The 19059-nt window shown below is 42.0% G+C and carries 15 protein-coding genes; 11 read left to right on the top strand and 4 right to left on the bottom strand.

Going from position 1 to position 19059, the window contains the following annotated elements:
• Positions 1-3 precede the first annotated feature (3 nt).
• The 4 genes from BFP72_RS06975 (at position 4) to BFP72_RS06990 (ending at position 5594) form a co-directional block, all read left to right on the top strand.
• The gene (locus BFP72_RS06975) at positions 4-1650 is read left to right on the top strand and encodes a hypothetical protein (protein ID WP_143519970.1); all 1647 of its coding nucleotides are present in this window, start codon (positions 4-6) and stop codon (positions 1648-1650) included.
• 87 nt (positions 1651-1737) lie between these two features.
• Entirely contained in the window at positions 1738-2283 is a 546-nt protein-coding gene (locus BFP72_RS06980) for a hypothetical protein (protein WP_099598447.1), read from the top strand.
• 115 nt (positions 2284-2398) lie between these two features.
• A complete protein-coding gene (locus tag BFP72_RS06985; protein WP_099598448.1) occupies positions 2399-2956 on the top strand; it encodes a hypothetical protein in 558 nt (185 codons plus the stop codon).
• A 49-nt stretch (positions 2957-3005) separates the two neighbouring features.
• The gene (locus BFP72_RS06990) at positions 3006-5594 is read left to right on the top strand and encodes a M1 family aminopeptidase (protein WP_099598449.1); all 2589 of its coding nucleotides are present in this window, start codon (positions 3006-3008) and stop codon (positions 5592-5594) included.
• On the opposite strand, the gene BFP72_RS06995 is transcribed toward BFP72_RS06990, so the two are convergent.
• From BFP72_RS06995 to BFP72_RS07005, 3 genes are all read right to left on the bottom strand, one after another.
• Positions 5591-7327 (bottom strand): ABC transporter ATP-binding protein, encoded by a 1737-nt coding sequence (locus BFP72_RS06995; RefSeq protein ID WP_099598450.1) that lies wholly within the window; start codon positions 7325-7327, stop codon positions 5591-5593. The genes BFP72_RS06990 and BFP72_RS06995 overlap by 4 nt on opposite strands.
• 95 nt (positions 7328-7422) lie before the next feature.
• The gene (locus BFP72_RS07000) at positions 7423-8013 is read right to left on the bottom strand and encodes a hypothetical protein (protein WP_099598451.1); all 591 of its coding nucleotides are present in this window, start codon (positions 8011-8013) and stop codon (positions 7423-7425) included.
• A 9-nt stretch (positions 8014-8022) separates the two neighbouring features.
• The gene (locus BFP72_RS07005) at positions 8023-8619 is read right to left on the bottom strand and encodes a DUF4136 domain-containing protein (RefSeq protein WP_099598452.1); all 597 of its coding nucleotides are present in this window, start codon (positions 8617-8619) and stop codon (positions 8023-8025) included.
• Positions 8620-8778: 159 nt separating this feature from the next.
• Here BFP72_RS07005 and BFP72_RS07010 point away from each other — a divergent pair, with 159 nt between their 5' ends.
• Positions 8779-9171, top strand: coding sequence for a rhodanese-like domain-containing protein (locus BFP72_RS07010; RefSeq protein ID WP_099598453.1), 393 nt, complete (start codon positions 8779-8781; stop codon positions 9169-9171).
• On the opposite strand, the gene BFP72_RS07015 is transcribed toward BFP72_RS07010, so the two are convergent.
• A complete protein-coding gene (locus BFP72_RS07015; protein ID WP_099598454.1) occupies positions 9158-10324 on the bottom strand; it encodes an exo-beta-N-acetylmuramidase NamZ domain-containing protein in 1167 nt (388 codons plus the stop codon). The two genes, BFP72_RS07010 and BFP72_RS07015, sit on opposite strands and share 14 nt — an antisense overlap.
• Positions 10325-10394: 70 nt before the next feature.
• Here BFP72_RS07015 and BFP72_RS07020 point away from each other — a divergent pair, with 70 nt between their 5' ends.
• From BFP72_RS07020 to BFP72_RS07050, 6 genes are all read left to right on the top strand, one after another.
• Complete coding sequence (locus BFP72_RS07020; protein WP_099598455.1) at positions 10395-11612, top strand: ABC transporter permease; 1218 nt, start codon at positions 10395-10397, stop codon at positions 11610-11612.
• 51 nt (positions 11613-11663) lie between these two features.
• Positions 11664-12248, top strand: a complete 585-nt coding sequence (locus tag BFP72_RS07025; protein ID WP_158233325.1) for an RNA polymerase sigma-70 factor — start codon at positions 11664-11666, stop codon at positions 12246-12248.
• Between the two features lie 65 nt (positions 12249-12313).
• Positions 12314-13276, top strand: coding sequence for a FecR family protein (locus BFP72_RS07030; protein ID WP_099598457.1), 963 nt, complete (start codon positions 12314-12316; stop codon positions 13274-13276).
• Positions 13277-13575: 299 nt separating this feature from the next.
• Positions 13576-16044: a TonB-dependent receptor gene (locus BFP72_RS07035; RefSeq protein WP_143519971.1), complete on the top strand. Its 2469-nt coding sequence runs from the start codon at positions 13576-13578 to the stop codon at positions 16042-16044.
• A gap of 45 nt (positions 16045-16089) precedes the next feature.
• Positions 16090-16908: a DUF4249 domain-containing protein gene (locus BFP72_RS07040; RefSeq protein ID WP_158233326.1), complete on the top strand. Its 819-nt coding sequence runs from the start codon at positions 16090-16092 to the stop codon at positions 16906-16908.
• A 792-nt stretch (positions 16909-17700) separates the two neighbouring features.
• Positions 17701-18996 carry an SPOR domain-containing protein gene (locus BFP72_RS07050; RefSeq protein WP_099598461.1) on the top strand — a complete coding sequence of 432 codons (1296 nt, stop codon included), beginning with the start codon at positions 17701-17703 and terminating at the stop codon, positions 18994-18996.
• The last annotated feature ends 63 nt before the right edge of the window (positions 18997-19059 follow it).

Here is a 19059-nt window from a genome sequence, read left to right on the forward strand (position 1 = left end):
GGCATGAGAACAAAATTGAAATATACGCTAGGGTTGGTTTGTGTCCTGACTACATCGGCTGTGATGGCTCAAGGTCAGTTTGACGATCAAGGCGATGTGCAAGATGCGGAGATTGTCATCGAGAAGGACCGTCAGATCGAATTGCAAAAGGAAGTAAAGCTCTATGAGTTTATCAAATGGAAGCCTGAAACCCAAACTTATGAGCCGGTCAATCCGGGAGAGTTTCAGGTGTTTGAGTACGATCTGGCGGACGAACCGCAAACTTTCAAATCCGCCAAGACCGAGGTACAAAAGAAAGAGTCTGCCTACCATCAGTACCTCAAGGTAGGTGCAGGTAACTATTGGTCTCCTTTGGTGGATTTGTCATTGGTGTCACCTGGTGACCCAAACCAAACCGTAGGACTCAATTACAAGCATTTGTCCTACAAAACTGGAGACGTAGATGCGGAAAATAGTGCATCGTCCCTCAATGAAATCAGTGTCTATGGTGCCAAGGTATGGGAGAGGGTCAAGACTACAGGGATCGTATCGTTCAAGTCAGATGTGAATTACTACTATGGATACCCTGAAGGCACGGTGGTCGATCGCCAAGACATCAAGAAGGCCAATCGCTTCATTAGTGCGCAAGTAGGAGTGGAGGACAATAATCTAAAAGACCAGTGGGACTACAGTTTGATTGCAGGATTCAGAGGGTTTTATGACAACTATGACAATGCAGAAAGCACTTTGGATGTAGAAGGTACGATTGGGTTTTCGGACGACTTGATGCTAGAGGCGAGCCTCCATACTTCTAATTATGAACAAGCTCAGCCGTCAGCGCGTAGTTTGTTTCGGGTTCAGCCCTATTATAATTTCGCGTTGAATGGAGTGAAAATAAAAGGAGGAGTGAGTCTTAGTATACAGAGTGATGATGCTCCTGACTTGGGACAGATCAAAGTGTTTCCCTATCTCATGGCGAGTTATGATCTCACAGAGGACTATGAAGTGTACATGAGTTTGGATGGGGGTTATGATTTTAACACTCTGTATGATTTTTCTGACAAAGTACCATACCTCAACCCGTTGACAAGTGCCATCAATACGGATCGTGTGGTGGATGTTGATTTGGGAGTGCGTGGTGACGTGACAGACAAGTGGTATGCCGGTATAAATGTGGCCTATCAAGGGTTGAAGTATCTGCCTATGTATATCAATGATCTCACGGATCAAAGCCATATCGATGTGATCTATGATACCGAGTTGACGAATGTGTTTTCTGTAGGATTGAATTCACAGTATTTCTTGAATAAGAACCACAGTATAGAGTTGGCTTTCCTATACAATAGCTATTCGGGAGGGCAGTATGAGACAGCGTATCATTTGCCCACGACGGAGATGACTTTGAGTGGGGAGCACTTGTTTGTCGAGAAGTTGACTTTGCAGTGGCAATATGGCTTGATGGCAGGGATCACTGCCTACGATGCTGTGACCGACGCAGATGTGGATCTGTCAGCTATATCGAGATTGGATTTGACTCTTCACTACCAGGTCAAAGAACGACTAGGAGCCTTTATCTCCTCAGACAATACCATTGGAAAGTCCTATTCTCGATACCTGTATTATCCGCAACGTGGCATTCAAATCAAAGGAGGAATAACGTATAGGTTTTAGGTTTTTTGCTGCGAATAAACAGATATTTAGACACTTGACTATTTGAATAATTTTTCTAATTTGATTTTTGTTAAATGAAATCAGCACATGAGAAGAATTATTGTATTATTCGCCACTTTTGGCATTTCTGTGTCTGCGTTTTGTCAGACAAGTCCACAAAACAACGGGTATAACCTCAAAGAATATTGTGATCCAGCAAGTTGTTTGTATTTCAAATTTACCAACGCGATGGAGTACCCTATGGCTGCCGAGCAGAAAGATTGGGTGATGGAAAATGGTGAATTTGCTGTCAAACGTTCGGGGAGTTACCTGATTACAGGTGACTTGGCAATCCATGGAGAAGATATGGGAGCTCGCCTCAATTTTGAGATCGAATTTTATGATGCCAACAATCAGTTGATTTTTTCCAAGGAGTCAGGAGTATTCGAGTTTCATACCGAATTTGATCGAGCTGAGCCCATCGTGATCAGTGGCGAGTTGGACCCTGCTATTGCAGAGCGAGTAGATTTTATGGATTTTTTGGTGGTATCGAGTGAGGTGGTGCCATACTATGAGTTGGATTCGGACTGTTATGGACCATGCAAGGTGCACGAACTCAATGTCGGCATAAAAGAATTTAAGAAGGCCAAGTAAGGCTTAATGACTCAAAGAAAGACTCTATGGAGAAATAATGAAGGAATGGGTCATACTTGTTTGATATGTAGGATTTATTCTATTATTTCAAGGAAAATTTCAATGCAGCAAACAAATGAAGGAAATTCTTATAGGCCTATCCATTCTTACCTGTTTCCATTTTAGTTCATTTAGTCAAACCCATCAGCCGTCTCTACCTGAGAACAATGGTCTCAACTTAGAAGGCGTATGTTCTTTGCCACAGTGTCTGTATGCGGCTATCCCTGGAGCGATTCAGTATCCTGAGGATAGTAGCGTCCAATGGGCCATGAACAACGTGGAAGTAGCCCTGAAGAGCAATGGCAAGTATTTGATTACCAGTGATTTTTCTGTAATAGGTGAAGAGTTGGGTGCGATAGTCAATTTGGAGCTCCAATTTTATGACTATGAAAACCAGTTGATTCAGACCTTGTCATCTGGCGAATTGCAGTTGTATGCCGAACAAGGCTATGCCGAGCCTTTTGTTTGGACAGGAGATCTAGGAGAGGAGACAGGACAACGTACAGATTATTTTGCACTCAAAGTGACGCGTAGTGAGATAGTACCCTACTACGAGCTCAACAATAATTGTTATTTGCCATGTAAAAATGAAGAGCTCAAGACAAGGATCAAAGAATTCAAGAAGTCTAAATAGTACTTTGCTTTTGCCTCGCTAGATTAGCAGTTCATTAATCCTTGATTTCATGATATCACGTTGTTTACTAGCTCTTGTTGTACTTTGTCTGTTGTTTTCTTGTGAGCAGGTAGCTTCTGTAGAGCAGGGCGTGACTCGCACTCTTGCGGTAGAGCGTAGTGATCGGTTTTCGTCGGTGCACTACGATTTGACCTTTCACCTACCCGGAGATAGAAGTGAGCCTGTGGTGGGAACTCTGCTGCTTTCATTCAAAACCATTGCAGCAGATCAAGATCTCGTATTGGATTATACTCCTAGTGAATCTACGGTACAAAGTGTATGGGTCAACGAGGAAAAAGTGTCCGCCATCTTGTCACAAGGGCATTTGATTGTACCTGCTCGTTTTATTGAGAAGGGCTACAATGAAGTGAGGGTTAGTTTCCAATCCATGTGTGACGCTTTACACCGCAGTGAGGATTATATGTATAGTTTGTTTGTACCCAACAAAGCTTCCGAAGTATATCCCTGTTTTGATCAGCCTGACATCAAAGCTACCTATTCGTTGACCTTGAATGTTCCTTCTATGTGGGAGTGCATGTCCAACGCTGCGGTTGCGAAGGTTGCACTTGAGGGTGAACGTAAAAGCGTCATGTTTGAAAAAACTGAGCTTATCAGTAGTTATTTGTTTGCATTTACCGCGGGTATATTTGAGAAGAGAAGCTTCACCGGGGAAGTGTTTGATTTTGAAATGATTTATCGGGTCCATGATGAAGAGAGGCTAGAGGAGAATCTCGAGGAAATTTACAATTTGCACATGCGATCGGTGGCATGGATGGAGGAGTATACAGGGATTGCTTTTCCATTTGATAAATTTGGTGTTGCAGTATTGCCGAGTTTTCCATTTGGAGGAATGGAACACCCTGGAGTGATTGACTACCGAGCATCACTGTTGATGCTGGATGAAACAGCTACGTTAGAGGATCAACTGAAGCGTGCTGGATTGATAGCACATGAGACGGCGCATATGTGGTTTGGTAATTATGTGACGATGACTTGGTTTGACGATGTATGGATGAAAGAAGTCTTTGCCAATTTCATGGCGGATAAAATTGTGGCAGAACTCTATCCAGAGGTCAATCATGAGTTGGCCTTTTTGTATGATCACTATCCGAGTGCATACGAAGTGGATCGTACACAAGGGACGGTGCCTATTCGTCAAGAACTTGTAAATCTGGATGAGGCAGCCAATATGTATGGCAATATTATCTATCACAAAGCCCCGATTATGATGAGGCAATTGGAGATATTACTTGGCGAAAAGGTGCTTCAGTCTTCACTCAAAGACTACTTGGATAGTCATGCTTATGGTCATGCTGATTGGGAGGATTTGGTTACTATCATGCAACGCGTGTCTGGCCGGGACCTGTCCGTATTCAACAAGTCATGGATATACCAAGAAGGCATGCCATTCTTTGAACTGACTTTTCAAGACACGGATGTATTGTATGAGTATGACATTATACAGCATGATCCCAAAGGAAAGGGGCGCGTATGGCCACAGTATACGGATATTCGTTTTGAGGATGACTTGGGTTACTTCAACAATAGTCTCTATCTGGACGATCATCATTATATTTTGCCAAGTAGAAGAGGTGCCGACGTGTCCAATTTCGTGGCGATGAATACTCATGGTCAGGGTTATGGTGTTTTTTCATATGGTTTGGGATATGTCAAGGAAGAGTTTCTGTTTGAGCAAGCGAGGGTGGATATATCGAGGTATGAGGATGACCTGATTCGTGGAGCGACTTATCTTAACTTGCACGAGTATTTGCTGCAAGAGGGCTTTCATCCGCAGATGTACTTTTTCTTTTTGCAAAACTACCTTAGGGAGGAAAAAAACGAACAAATTGTAGAGTATCTCTTGTCATTGACTAAGCAGGTGTACTTTCGATTTTTTGATCAAAGAATGAGGAGTGAGAATGCGGAAAATATTGAAAACTTGCTGCTCAATAAAATTGAAGAGGTAGAAAGTCAGTCTCTCAAAACGAGCTTGTTCAATGCCTATGTAGAATTGTCTGTCAGTCCCGAGGCAATTCGTCGTTTGAAGTATTTTTGGGAGGGGGATTCTTTGCCGTCAGGGGTGACAGTATCTCAGCGGCAAGAGGAGAATTTGGCACTGCATATTGCTCTCAAGGGATCTGTGGAGGATGAAGACTATTTGACATGGCAGATGGAAAAAATGGATGATGATGACAGAGTTCGGCGTTTGCAGTTTATCGCACCAGCTACATCACATGATGCAGCGATGCGTGATGAGTTTTTTGAGCTATTGCGTCGCCCCGAAAATCGAACGCATGAATCTTGGGTACTGACTGCTCTTTCGTATCTGCATCACCCTGTGCGAGGGGAGGCTTCAATTGACTATCTGAAACCCTCTCTCGATATGATCCCCGAGCTCCAGCGCACGGGGGATATCTTTTTTGTCAAAGGCTGGCTGGATCATACGCTATACGGGTTTAATTCGACCGCATCGGCAGACGTGGTTCGTCAATGCCTCAATCAAAATAACACGTCAATTCACTTGCAAAACAAATTGCTGCAAGCGTCAGATTTGTTGTTTCGTGCAGAAGCAAACTTGATTGATTATCAAGCGGATTAGATTTTGGCCTGGTATGTATAGAGTTCAAAATAGCGCCCTTCTTTGGCAATAAGTTCATCATGCGAACCGGACTCGTAGATTTGTCCCCCCTCGATGACAAGGATTTGATCTGCTTGCTTGATTGTACTTAGCCTATGAGCAATCACAAATGTGGTACGTCCTGCCATCAGAGATTTTAAACTCTCTTGGATGTAGGATTCACTCTCGGTATCTAGGTTTGATGTAGCCTCATCTAAGATGAGAATTTTAGGGTCTGCTAGGATTGCTCTAGCGATGGCAATGCGTTGCCTTTGCCCCCCAGATAGCTTGACCCCACGTTCTCCAATTACCGTCTTTAGCCCTTCGTCAAATCGATCAGTAAATTCGTCGACATGTGCTGCTTTGACAGCATGGAGTAGCTCTTCTGTTGTGGAGTTAGGTCTAGGGAATAGGATGTTTTCTTGGATGGTCCCCTCAAATAAGAAGTCGTCTTGAAGGACCACTCCTATGTTTTTTCGGTAGCTGTTGAGTGTCACTTGAGAGAGGTCATGGCCGTCTATTTTGATTTGTCCAGAAGCAGGAGTAATGAAGGATGCGACCAAACCAGCGATTGTGGATTTGCCTGAGCCTGAGGTCCCAACGAGTGCAGTGACGCTACCTTTGGGTGCATCAAACGAAATCTCTTTAATGACATTTTTGTCTTCTTCGTAGGCAAAGGAGACGTGATCAAATCGGATATCTCCTTCTACTTGTTCTAACTCGATGTGTCTATCTAAGAGGTCTACTTCGGTATCCATTGTCATGATTTCTTCTGTTCGATCGAGTCCTGCAAATGCTTCTGTGAGCTGACTGCCAATGTTGCTCATTTGCACGATGGGTGCGATCATAAAGCCTAACAATAGAGTAAAGGAAATGAAGTCCCCAAGTGTGAGTTGATCGTGAATGATCATGTATCCACCTATACCCATTATTCCTGTAGAGGCTAGTCCGAGCAAAAACGTTGCTGAACTAGTGACGAGCGCTGTGGAAGTTAGGCTCTTTTTGACATTGTCAAAAAGACGAAGTGCTCCAGTTTCGAAAGATTTGATTTCTTGTTCTTCAGCGTTGAACCCTTTGATGACTCGAATACCGTTGAGTGTTTCGGTGAGTCTTCCTGTTACTTCTGCATTGATCTGTCCGCGCTTGCGAAAGATCGGCCGTATGTAGCCAAACGCTTTCAAAGAGATGACTCCAAAGATAGCAATAGGGATCAGCACGTATAGGGTCATCATGGGACTGATATTGATGAGCAAGACCAATGAAATGATAGCGGTCAGGACACCACCAAAGAGTTGCACCAGCCCTGTGCCAACCAGATTTCGAACACCTTCCACATCACTCATGATACGAGAGACTAGTGCACCGCTTTTGTTGTTGTCGAAGAAATGAATGGGGAGTTGGATGATTTTCTTTTGAACCTTGACGCGCAGTTGAGCGATGAGGTGTTGGGCTTCTACGCTGAGCAATCGAGTGAGTGCGAAGCTAGTGGCTGCTTGCACGACAATGGCTATTGATACTACGATCAAGATCGTTTTCAGCAAAGGGTAGTTGCCCTTGCCAATGACATCATCCATTAGGTATTTACTAGCGTAGGGCAGGACTAAACTTGCAAGACGGCTAATGATGATTAGTAATAACCCAAGAAGTAATAGATTCTTTCGAGGCAGGATGATGGTTTTGAAAACTTGGCGAAGGGAAGCTTTGTTTTTTTGCATAGTCAAGGATAAAAAAATAATCTTAACCTATAACGGGAGTGTCCTCAAATAGATTAAGATTATAAAGAAAAGATGTACTCAGATTTAGGGTTGTATCAGTAGGCGATAGCAAAACCAAGGTTGAGGGATACACTTTGGACGTGGAAGTCGTTGCTAGATTGGAAAGCTTGCTCATAGCGTCCACTGATATGGAATCCACCACCAGCCAACCCGACAGGCAGGTAGATACCGATTTCTGGAGAAATCGTAAAGTGCGCTGAGGTGTCTGTGACTTCATATAGTCCCACTTGTACACGCTGGTTTACGAAGGATACTCCCACGTTGACGCCTGCGTAGGGTCTTACCCCTCCATCACTCCCTAGATAGAAGTGTGTGTTGACCATAAGCGGGTAAACATTGATATGACGTAGCTGTGTGCCCCAGATGTCGACACCTGGTTGACTCTGTACGAGCCCATCTTGTTTGTCATAGTACATTTGCCATCCAGCATAGCCCCCTACAGAGAAAAAGTCGTAGATGAATTTTCGGCCACTGATGTTAAGACCACTAGCACTGGTGCCTCCGACATAGTCGTCTAGATCATAGACAGGTACGGAGATTCCCCAGTTGATATTGAACATCGATTCTTGTGCTTTGGCTGAACCAAAACAACCAACAATTGCGAGTAGTAAAATGAGTTTTTTCATGTAGATAGATTATTGGGTCTGTAGGTAGGGAGATTGGCTGTAGGCTTGATCGATGAATTCTTCTATGTTGCTTTTGGTCAATTCATCGCGGAGTAGTCCATTGACCAAGCCAGTCCATGCGGATGTAGCGTCTGCGTCAGCTGGCAATGTAGGAGTGAAGGTTACCATGGATATGATGATACTGCCTGTACGATAGGAATAAACATAGGCGGGAGGATAGTAGCCCCAACCTGGATACCAAGGATCGTACCACCACCAGCAGTCCCAGCATCCACCAGCAGCATAGTTTTCTGTAGTGATTACTTCTGGTAAGATGAGTATATCGGGGTCTGTTGTGTTTGGATCTACACGTGTATAACCATAGTTGGTCATATTTGTTTTGATGCTACTCAAGATCGTGCCATTGAATTTGTGATAGGTACTGTGATCGTCGTTTTGATACAAAACAGAATCTGGCATAGCGTAGGTTTTGTATTGGTTGGGCTGGAAGAGCTCTTCGTCATATGTGGTGACTACTATGTCAAACTCGTCTGCTTCGGTGATTTGATCAGGGTAGCAGCCTGCTATCATAGAAGACAGTAGAAGAGCCAAAAGAATGTTTTTCATATCTATGTGGAATTGATTAGACTGCTAAAATAGGTAAAAAGAGGCCTTGAGTCATTTACTTCTATAAATTAGTTGTGCCAGGCAAAGGATAAATCATTCTTCATTTTCTTATAATTTTTATTTGTCTAGTTTTGGAATATTCAACCAAAAACAAAACAAATGCATCGTTATATTTTTGCTTTTCTTGTTCTTCTTACTGTTTCATGTTCTAAGCCTAAAGTAGAGGTGATTTCTACGGCTGATTTTAAAAATACATACAATCAAGTAAGTACCGAGACGGTACTGATTGATGTACGGACAGAAGAAGAGGTAGCTACAGGCGTCATAGAGGGCGCGGTTAATATGAACTTTCATGATCCAGAGTTCAATACCCAACTGATGGCTTTGGATAAAAATAAAACCTATTATCTCTATTGCAAAAGTGGAGGCAGAAGCAATCGTACTGCAGAGCTCATGAAGGAGAATGGTTTCAAAGAGGTATATGACCTAGAAGGTGGGATTACGGCATGGCAAGCGCAAGGTTTTCCTGTAGTGCTCCCTACGGATAAATAAGATACTGGGACCGCATTGTATTGAATTGGTTCAAATCTGCTTGCCAAGTACGGCGGATCTCAGAGGCGGTCATGCCTGATTCAATTTGTCGTTGTAGTACATCTGTACCAGCTAGTTTACTGAAGAAGCTATTGAAAAAATCGTCTGGAGAGGACTGATACATCTCAAGCAAAAAGACCAAGTCCAATTGGGATAGCCGAGGTAGTGCTCTCAAATCTTTTCCGTAGCATGTTTGACCTTCATGTTTGGGGTACTTGGAGTAACCTGGCTTGCTGACCGGCTCAAACTGGAAACTACCTATACTCGAATCTCCTGGGTAACCATAAACCTGAAAGGGATAGTCTGTACCTCTGCCTACGCTGACTTTGGTTCCCTCAAATAGACACAAACTAGGGTAGAGGTTGATAGCATGATCGTTGGGTAGGTTGGGAGATGGAGCGATAGGGATTGGGTAGATTTGCTCATGGTCCCAATTTTGTACCGCAATGATATCAATTTGCAGTTGTTGGCTAGTTTTGAGCCAGCCTTCTCCTAAAATCATTTGCGCCAATTCTCCGGCAGTCATGCCGTATACAATAGGTATTGGGTGCATTCCTACAAAGGACTCGAACCCTGGCTTTAGGACTGGTCCATCTACATAGTGTCCGTTTGGATTGGGCCTATCCAGTAGGACAAATGACACGGAGTGTTCTGCACAAGCTTCCATCATGTAATGCATGCTGCTGATGTAAGTATAGAATCGAGCACCCACATCTTGAATGTCATATACGATTACATCCAGAGTTTTTAGCTGAGCTTTTGTAGGTTTTTTGTGTTCCCCGTAGAGAGAGACAACAGGGATACCTGTTTTTTCATCTCGTCCATCAACGACAGTTTCTCCATTGGCCATATCCCCCCGAAATCCATGCTCAGGGGCAAAGATGGTTTGTACATTTACCCCTAAAGCAAGCAGAGTATCGAGGAGGTGGGTTTGATGGATGTATGAGGTGTGATTGACGAGCAGACCCACTTTTTTATCTTGAAGCAAGGGAAGGTATGCCGGTAGGTTTTCTGCCCCTGTGATGAGTTCATTTTGAGCAGGTCTTGGAGAGGTACAAGCATATAGGTGAAGACCGAAAATGAGTATCATAGATATCAAATAGTATTTCTTCATATTGTAAGGTACGTTCGTTTAAAATTGGCTTATTTTACATCAAAACATCCGACAGCAAGTTATTACAAAATTGAATTTCCCCTATTTTATATCGCGTAGAATATCCGAAGGAGTAGAGTCTTCATTTACGAGTGTCATTTCTAGGTTAGCAGTAGTAAGTATTGCCTTGGGGCTTTCAGCGATGATTTTGTCTTATTTTATATTGGGAGGTTTTCAACAAACCGTCAAGGACAAGATATACAATTTCAAGGGGCATTTGGAGATTACCAAGTATACTTTGGGTAGTTCTTTTGACGACCATCACATAAGTACGGGGCCTCAGTTTTATGAGGATTTAGGGCAATACGATTTTATTGAACGATTGCAGCCTTATGCTTACAAAGCAGGGATGTTGCGTACTCAAGAAGAGGTAGAAGGTGTCATGTTCAAAGGGATTGCAGAAAACTTTGATACGCTGAGTTTTCAAAGCAATATAGTAGAAGGGCGTTTTGTCTCGTTTTACGATTCTTTGTATTCCAAAGAAGTGGTTTTGAGTAGGCGTATTGCCAATAAGTTGCTATTAGAAGTGGGGGATTATGTGACAATTTATTTTGTACAGTCACCACCTAAGTTTAGGAGATTAGAGATTGTTGGGCTGTATGAGACAGGTCTCGAAGAGATAGACAAGACCATGATACTAGGAGATCTTAGAATGGTGCAACGCCTAAACAATTGGGCAGATACAGTAGTGGCAGGAGTAGAAGTGTTTGTCAAGGAGGGAGTTGATATAGATCAAGCGGAGGATACGCTGTTTGAAGGAGTAGATGCACATCTCTATGTGGATAAGGTTAGTGATAAATATGTGCAAATATTTGACTGGCTGGAGTTGCTCAATCAGAATGTGTCCGTCTTTTTGATGCTTATACTAATTGTAGCTTGTTTCAACATGATCTCGATCTTACTAATACTGATTATGGAGCGTACATATATGATCGGTGTATTTCAATCTTTGGGGGCTACCAAGAGGCAAATTAAGAAGGTTTTTATGCTAAACGGTATGTGGTTGGTGACTAAGGGGATGCTTTTGGGTAACTTCGTGGCATTGGGTATCGCTTATGTTCAGTCAGAATTCAAATTGATTCCATTGGATCCAGTCAATTACTATATGCATTTTGTGCCCATTGATTGGAATTTTAAAGCATTGATTTATCTCAACATTCTTACCTTTTGTATCGTATTGTTAGCCTTGAGGATACCACTGGGAGTGATTGCCAAAGTAAAGCCTGTCACGGCATTGAAATTTGATTGATCGCAAATCCATTTTTCATTCAATACATTCACCAAACAACGACTGAATTACGTGCGATTTTCTGAAGAAGACATACTCGATAAAATTGGTAAGGGAGACCGCACTGCGTTCGAACAGGTTTTTAAGACCTATTATGTTGATTTGAGTAGGTTCTGTTTGAAATATGTCAGGGATGAGCATGTTGCAGAGGAGCTAGTTCAAGAGATTTTTATCAATATTTGGGAACGTAGAGAAGTGTTGACCATCACTACTTCGGTCAAGGCATACCTGTATACTGCGGTACGCAATCGATCCTTCAATTATCTCAAACTACAAGTTCCAAAAGAGCAAAAAAAAGTCGACGTAGAAGGTGTAGTTGATTTGGGAGATGGTGCGGAGAACCGTGAAGACGAAATGGTTTATGAAGAAATAAAGCGCTATGTCCAAGATGCAATAGATGCATTGCCTCCGAAATGCAAGGTGATTTTCAATTTGAGTCGAAACGCTGGAATGAGCTACAAGGAAATTGCCGAAGAGCTGGATTTGTCCGTCAAGACGGTTGAAAATCAAGTCGGAGTAGCTCTTCGTAAACTTCGTGAAAGATTGAACCCGGTTTGGGACAAGATTGTGTTCCTGTTTGTGTTATATTTTTTATGAAAAAACAGGGTATTGTATAGGGGGGGAGAGTCAAAGCATTGACCTACAAGTGAAAGAAATATAGAATGGACAACATAGAAGAAAAAATACAAGCCTACTATGGTGGTTTTCTGAGCGAAGAGGGAAAGCAGGAGTTGGAGAGTTGGGTCAAAACTTCCGATGAAAATCAGAAGACTATGGACGAGCTAAAAAAGGTCTATGAGCTATCATCGCTGGATGCGGAGAAGTTTTGCCCTAACGTAGATCGTGCGTGGCAGTGTGTTGAACACAAGCTTTTTAGACCTACCAAGCAAATCTTCATGAACCACCCTTTGTTCAAGATCGCAGCAGCAGTGGTATTGACGGTAGGTTTGGCATGGGTTGGACTTCCGTATTTGATTCACGACAATCTCTTGTCCATCAAAACAAACAAAGGAGAGGTGCGTGAAGTAATCTTAGATGATGGGACACATATCTGGCTCAATAGCAATTCATCTTTGAAATATCCAGAGAAATTTGCTTTAAACAAATCAAGAAAGGTGTACTTGTACGGGCAAGCATACTTTGAAGTGGCGCATGACCAAACTCGTCCATTCAAAGTGATTGGCAAATCTGCCGTGACCGAAGTATTGGGTACATCATTTGACTTGCTAGCCAAAAGAACTAGAAATGAACTGAATGTAATGACGGGAAGAGTGGCTATCAGACCGCAAGAAGGAAAAGAAATCATCGTAGCAGCCAAAAATCAACGCGTAGTACTAGAAGGAAAGGAAGCGACAATGACTTCTCAACTCAATACCAAGACGATTGCGTGGAGGTTTGGTGAGTTGAATTTTCAAAGTACCCCCATGACTGAAGTGGTGAAAGTCTTGTCCAAACACTATCAGATAGAGTTTGAACTGGACCAATCGATCGAAAATTGTTTGATCACATCGAAATTTAAAAATAAGAGTATTGAAGAAGTGTTGGAGATTTTAGGGAAAATTGCCAACATCAAATATACCAAGTCTGCCGACGATAGTATTGCTTTGACTGGTCCGAGCTGTTAGTCGAGACATGTTCATCTAGGTCATTTTATTTACATTCGTAGGGCATTCCCTATTTTCTAATTATTCTCTTTATAAATTTGATTTTTTGAATCGGATCTATCAGAGAAAGGTTGAAAGTTCGACATTTACACCTTATCGTTTTATTGCTTACAATTCTGACACTACGCCATTCGGCAAAGTCTCAGTCAAATCCGCTTACCCAAGAGGTTTTCATTGCTAAGCAGAGATATAAAGTCAGTACACTGCTCGAAAAGGTTTTTCCCGAGAATGAAATTCCACTATCATATCACGACAACATTGTGCCGCTTAAAAAAGTTATTGTTTTTGGGGAGGCCCCAAAGTCATATGCAGTTCAAAGAATACTAGAGAAGGTTTGTGAAAACGAAAACCTGAAGTATGAGCTGAAGGGAGGGCAAATATTGTTGCAGTACTATGATCGCCCAGAGAATGAATATAGGTATACAATCAGTGGGAAAGTCAAAGACGCTGAAAATGGCGAAGTATTGATTGGTGCTACGGTTTATCTTGCCAATTTAGAAGTGGGGGTTTCCACCAATGCTTATGGGTTTTATTCTTTCTCGATCCCCACGGGTAAGTACAAACTGCAAGTGCGATACATTGGATACCGGTTGGTCGAAACTGAAGTAGAGGTCAACAAGGATTTTCAACGAGATTTCGAACTCGAACCTATGCCCTATCAGCTGGAAGACTTGTTGGTGGATGAGTCTCAAAGCATGGACGTGCAGGCACACAGTATCCTGTCTAGTACCAACCGGATAGACATGGATATGGCTGAGAGTATTCCATACTTAGGAGAGGTAGATGTGTTTCAAAGTTCATTGTTGTTGCCTGGGATTACCAATATTGGAGAGGGAGTATCGGGAGTGAATGTACGAGGAGCAAGTTCAGACCAAAACCTCGTACTGATGGACGAGGCTGTTCTTTACAATGCCAATCATTTCTTTGGTTTGATATCCATTTTTAACCCTGATGCAATCAATGATGTTGAAATCCTCAAAGGCGATTTTCCAGCTAAGTATGGGGGTAGAACATCTTCAGTGATGCATGTTCGACAAAAGGAAGGGAATGAGAAGAAAGTAAAAGTATCTGGAGGTCTGGGGTTGATTACTAGTCGATTGATGGTGGATGGTCCTGTTTTGGGCCAAAAGGCTACATTCCTGTTTTCTGCTCGTAGTACATTTTGGGACTTGATTTTGAGAAACTTGAGTGATCCAGATTTCAATGATGTTCGAGCCAATTTTCAAGATTTGAATGGTAAGTTCAAATACAATATCAACTCGAATAATAAAGTGTATTTTTCTGGATATTGGGGAGGTGATGCTACCAAGTTTGGAACAGAGGCACTTCAGAAATGGGGCAATTCGGTATTGTCCTTGAGGTGGAATCATATCTTGAATAACAAGCATTTTTTTAACCTGACGAGCTACTATACAGGATACAGATACAGTGTGATAGAGGATGTAGAGTTCAAAGAGGTAAGAGGTCGTGCCCTCATCAATGATTTGGCTTTCAAACTAGACGCAACGAGCTATTTGGTGCCTGGCTTTATATTGGACTGGGGAATTTCCACGATTCATCATCACCTTTCACCAGGAGAAGTGTCCACGGGTGAGTTGTATGGCAATGAGACCTTATCTTCATTACCAGATGAGCGGAGTTTTGAATCTGCGGTCTATTTGTCTAGTGAAAACCAATTTGGTGGCCGGTTGACTACTTCACTGGGGTTGCGTCTGGCACATTTTAGAAATACAGGTGAATCCGATGTATATGTCTACAATAGCCAAGCTAGTAAATCCATCCAATCGATATCGGATACAATAAAGGCTGGTTCAGACGAGAGTAAGGTCAGTTATTGGAATCTATTGCCTCGTGTGTCAGTCAAATTTCAATTGGGAGAAAACTCATCGGTGAAGGCCAGTTACAGTAGCTCTGTACAGTACATGCATTTACTCTCCAATACTACCTCTCCCTCATCATCAGACGCTTGGGTGATGAGTGGGTACAACATACTGCCTACTACGATGAATCAAATTACACTGGGTGTATACAAATACTTTCCATTATTGGATTTGAATGCGTCGACCGAAGTGTATCACAGAAGTTTAAATCATGTCATCGACTACAAGAATGGTGCAAACTTGATCTTGAATCAGAACGTTGAGACCGAACTAATCTATGGCGTAGAGCGAGCTTATGGTATTGAATTTTTTATAAAAAAAACACTCGGGAGATGGACAGGTTGGATTGGGTATACTTTGTCCAAAGTCGAACGAAAGTTTGACAGTACACTTGAGGGAGAGAGTATCAATCAGGGACAGTATTATCCCTCAGATTTTGATAGAACACACGATTTTGCGCTCACGGTAGCGTTTGAAGCCACCGAGAGGTTGACATTGTCAAGTAATTTTGTCTTTTATACCGGTGTGCCCTATTCCTTTCCTGACTCCAAGTATGAAGTTGACGGCTTGTTGGTCCCGAATTTTCCAGATCGGAACTTAGATCGGTTAAGCAATTACCATCGATTGGATGTGTCTGCTACCTATGAAATCAGTCCCTATAAAAAGAATGGAGAAAAACGAAACTATGAATCCAATGTAGTGTTTTCGGTCTACAATGTTTATGGAAGGAAAAATGCTCAGGCTTATTTCTTTACCGAGAAGGATGGAAATCCGGGACAATCTAGTGTTCAGCAACTTTCTGTTTTATCTTTCCCAATCCCAACGGTTACTTACAATTTTAGATTTTAAATGACACGAGCCCAATTGTACCGTAATATAATTTTTCTAGTAACCATGTTGGGGTTGATTTCTTGTGTGGAGACTGTGCATTTGGATTTGCCAGAAGGAAACCCTAGACGAGTAGTCTTTGGTTGGGTGACGTCTTTGGACTCGGTTCCATATGTGAAGTTGTCTTGGAGTAATGGCTTCAATGACAACCAGAGTTACCCTCTTATTCATGATGCGGAAGTGTATGTCTATTCAGCAGGACACCGGTATGCATATGTAGAAAGAGAGGGGACAGGCATGTATTACATGACAGATACAACTTTTCGTGCAGGGGTAGGGTATAGTTATCGACTCATGGTAATGACCGAAGGAGATACTTTGTTTTCACAAACGGAAAAAATGGATGCTTTATCAACGGTGGATTCCTCATTTGTGAGTTTTGTGGTTGATCCCAATGCATACCAAGTCAAAGAGGAGCAGGACAATTATTACATTTCAGGGTTGGTTGATGATGACCCTAGCAAGAGGAACTATTATAGATGGAAGGTTTATGTCAACGGGGAGTTGAGAAATCTTCCGTCAGAACTAGTGTTGTTTGATGATATCTTGACAATCAATGGTACTTTGAGAGTAGATGCGAGCAACGTCCTGTTCAAAAAAGGTGACTCAGTTAGTTTTGAGCATATGTCACTAACTGAAGCAGCCTACAACTATTACCTCAGTGTTCAGAGTCAGACCAATAATGATGCCTTGGAGCCCACAGCCAAGCCAGGCACAGTGTTGGGCAATGTCATCAATGTATCATCTCCTAATGAACAGGTTCATGGCTACTTTGGAGCCTCGGATGTTCAAATTGTAGCCGATGTGTATTGGGGAATTAGGTAAAATTCTTAAAAAGAAAAAGCAATACAATTACGAATGTATTTGAAAGTCAGGTGCACCAACTTTGCAACAAATACAGCCTTACATCAATGAAGAATAGAAAGTTTGTAATGATCATGTTGCTTTTAGTCAGTTTGCTAGTAATCAAGAAAGTAACTGTAGACAATAAAACAGAAGGAAAAGAGCAATTGACTGCCTTACCAGCTATGGGACGCTAGCTTCGTTCTATCAAGACAACTTCACTCACGTATCCCAGTGAGTTGATTCTCAATCTCAAATATTGATTTATATTTTTGTGTAAGTCACAATTGATTTTATACTCGTAGAATTTTTGCCCACGTTCATAGAGTAGGGTTTGATTTGGTGCACCCAGTACATCGATCGTTTGCTCCTCAGTTAGAGATAACAAGCTACTATTCAGGGAGTCCAGATCGCCTACGATGAGTGCGCGATAACTACCGCAATTTTCTAGATCCTTTTTCCATAAGGTAGAATCTATGTTTTCTATTTGTGTTTTCTTGGACTTTGTACAGGATTGCAGTGCGATGAAAAATATGAAGAAAACAATAAATCGATGGCTTAAATACATGTGATTATACTTGGTTAATCCGCGTAAAATGTGAACAATAGCAAATGAGGTAAAATGTTTTGCCCTCATTTCTTGCGCAATAATAGCAGTATTATTATTGGATTTTACAAAGCTTAGGATTAAGTTGTAAAGTCAAATTAATTCTCTACATTTACTGACAAGAATTAATACTAGAATATTTTACTATATCAACAATTAGATTGACTATGGCTGATGACAAGCTAAACGAGGGTTCAGAGGAAGAAAAAAAATCATCAAATGACCTTTCTGATGATGATTTCGGGTTGCCTGATTTAGAGTTTGATGAATTGCAAGAATTGGATTTGTCGAGTGAAGACGATGAAGACGAAGAACCTATTATAGAAGAACCTACTCCAGCTTCTGAATCTCCATTTGGTGGAGGAGTTGAAGAAATAGATATGAGTGTCTTGGATGACATAGACGTACTCGGAGGCTCAGATGATGACCTGTCTATTTTGGATGAAGGAATTGAAGAAGTTGAAGACGTTTTGGATAGCGCACAGTTGATTTCTGATCGTTTGGGAGATGATGACGAAGAAGAGCCATCTACTGATGGTGATTTTGATGGCGGTAGTACCATGAATTATGATGATTTGATGGGGGATGTTGATAGTTCAGATTCTGGTTCGGACTCACTTTTTGAGAGCGATAGCCCTGTTAGTGATGAGGCAGAAGAGGATCCGTTGTTGTCCAGTGATGATCTGTTTGCGAGTATTGATAGTCCTGATGATTTGGCAGCACTTGGTATGGCAGATGAAGAGGATGATTCTACGGACTCTTTGTTTGCAGCAGATATAGGTAGCTCTAGTGATGATGATATGGATTCGTTGTTTGATTCGGATAGTATTGCGATGAGCGCTACTCCTGAAGAGGAAGTACAGGATGAATTCAAGGCGTATGAAGAAGATAAAAAATTGCCGGATAACTACAAGGCTTACACTTACAATGAGTCATCTGGAGGATTTACAAAAATAATAGTCATCGGTGTGGTGGTCATTGCAGTGATTGCAGCAGGGATGCTGTGGCTGTCTGGCGATCCTGAATCACCAAAGAAACAAGTAGCGCAGACAGAAAAGGCCAAGCCGAAGCCTGCTCCAAAAAAGGAAGTAGCTAAACCTGTAGAGGAAGTACAAGAAAGTGCTACGCAAGAGGAAGAACAATCGTCCCCAGTCCAAGAAGAGAAAGCCAAGCCTGCATTGGCTGTTTCAAATTCAGCACCAGCGGGAGAGATAGAGCAAGTGACTGCTAAGACAGGGCTTTCTTACGTGATCATTGGTAGTTTCATTGATCAAGACTTGGCGATGGATTATGCACAAGAATTGAGTGAAGAGGGGAGAGGCGTCAAAGTGATTCATCCATATGGCAAATCCAAGAGATACCGAGTGTCTGTTGCAGACTTCTCTACTTATGGTGATGCTGCAAGCCAGTTAGGTAGCTATCAAGATGAATATGGCCAGCAAGTTTGGGCTCTGAAATATTAAAAGGATTTTAAGAATTATCACATATTAAATGAAAGGTCAGTTTTGGCCTTTTTTTTGTTTAAA

The sequence above is a fragment of the Reichenbachiella sp. 5M10 genome (assembly GCF_002742335.1).
GTDB lineage: Bacteria > Bacteroidota > Bacteroidia > Cytophagales > Cyclobacteriaceae > Reichenbachiella.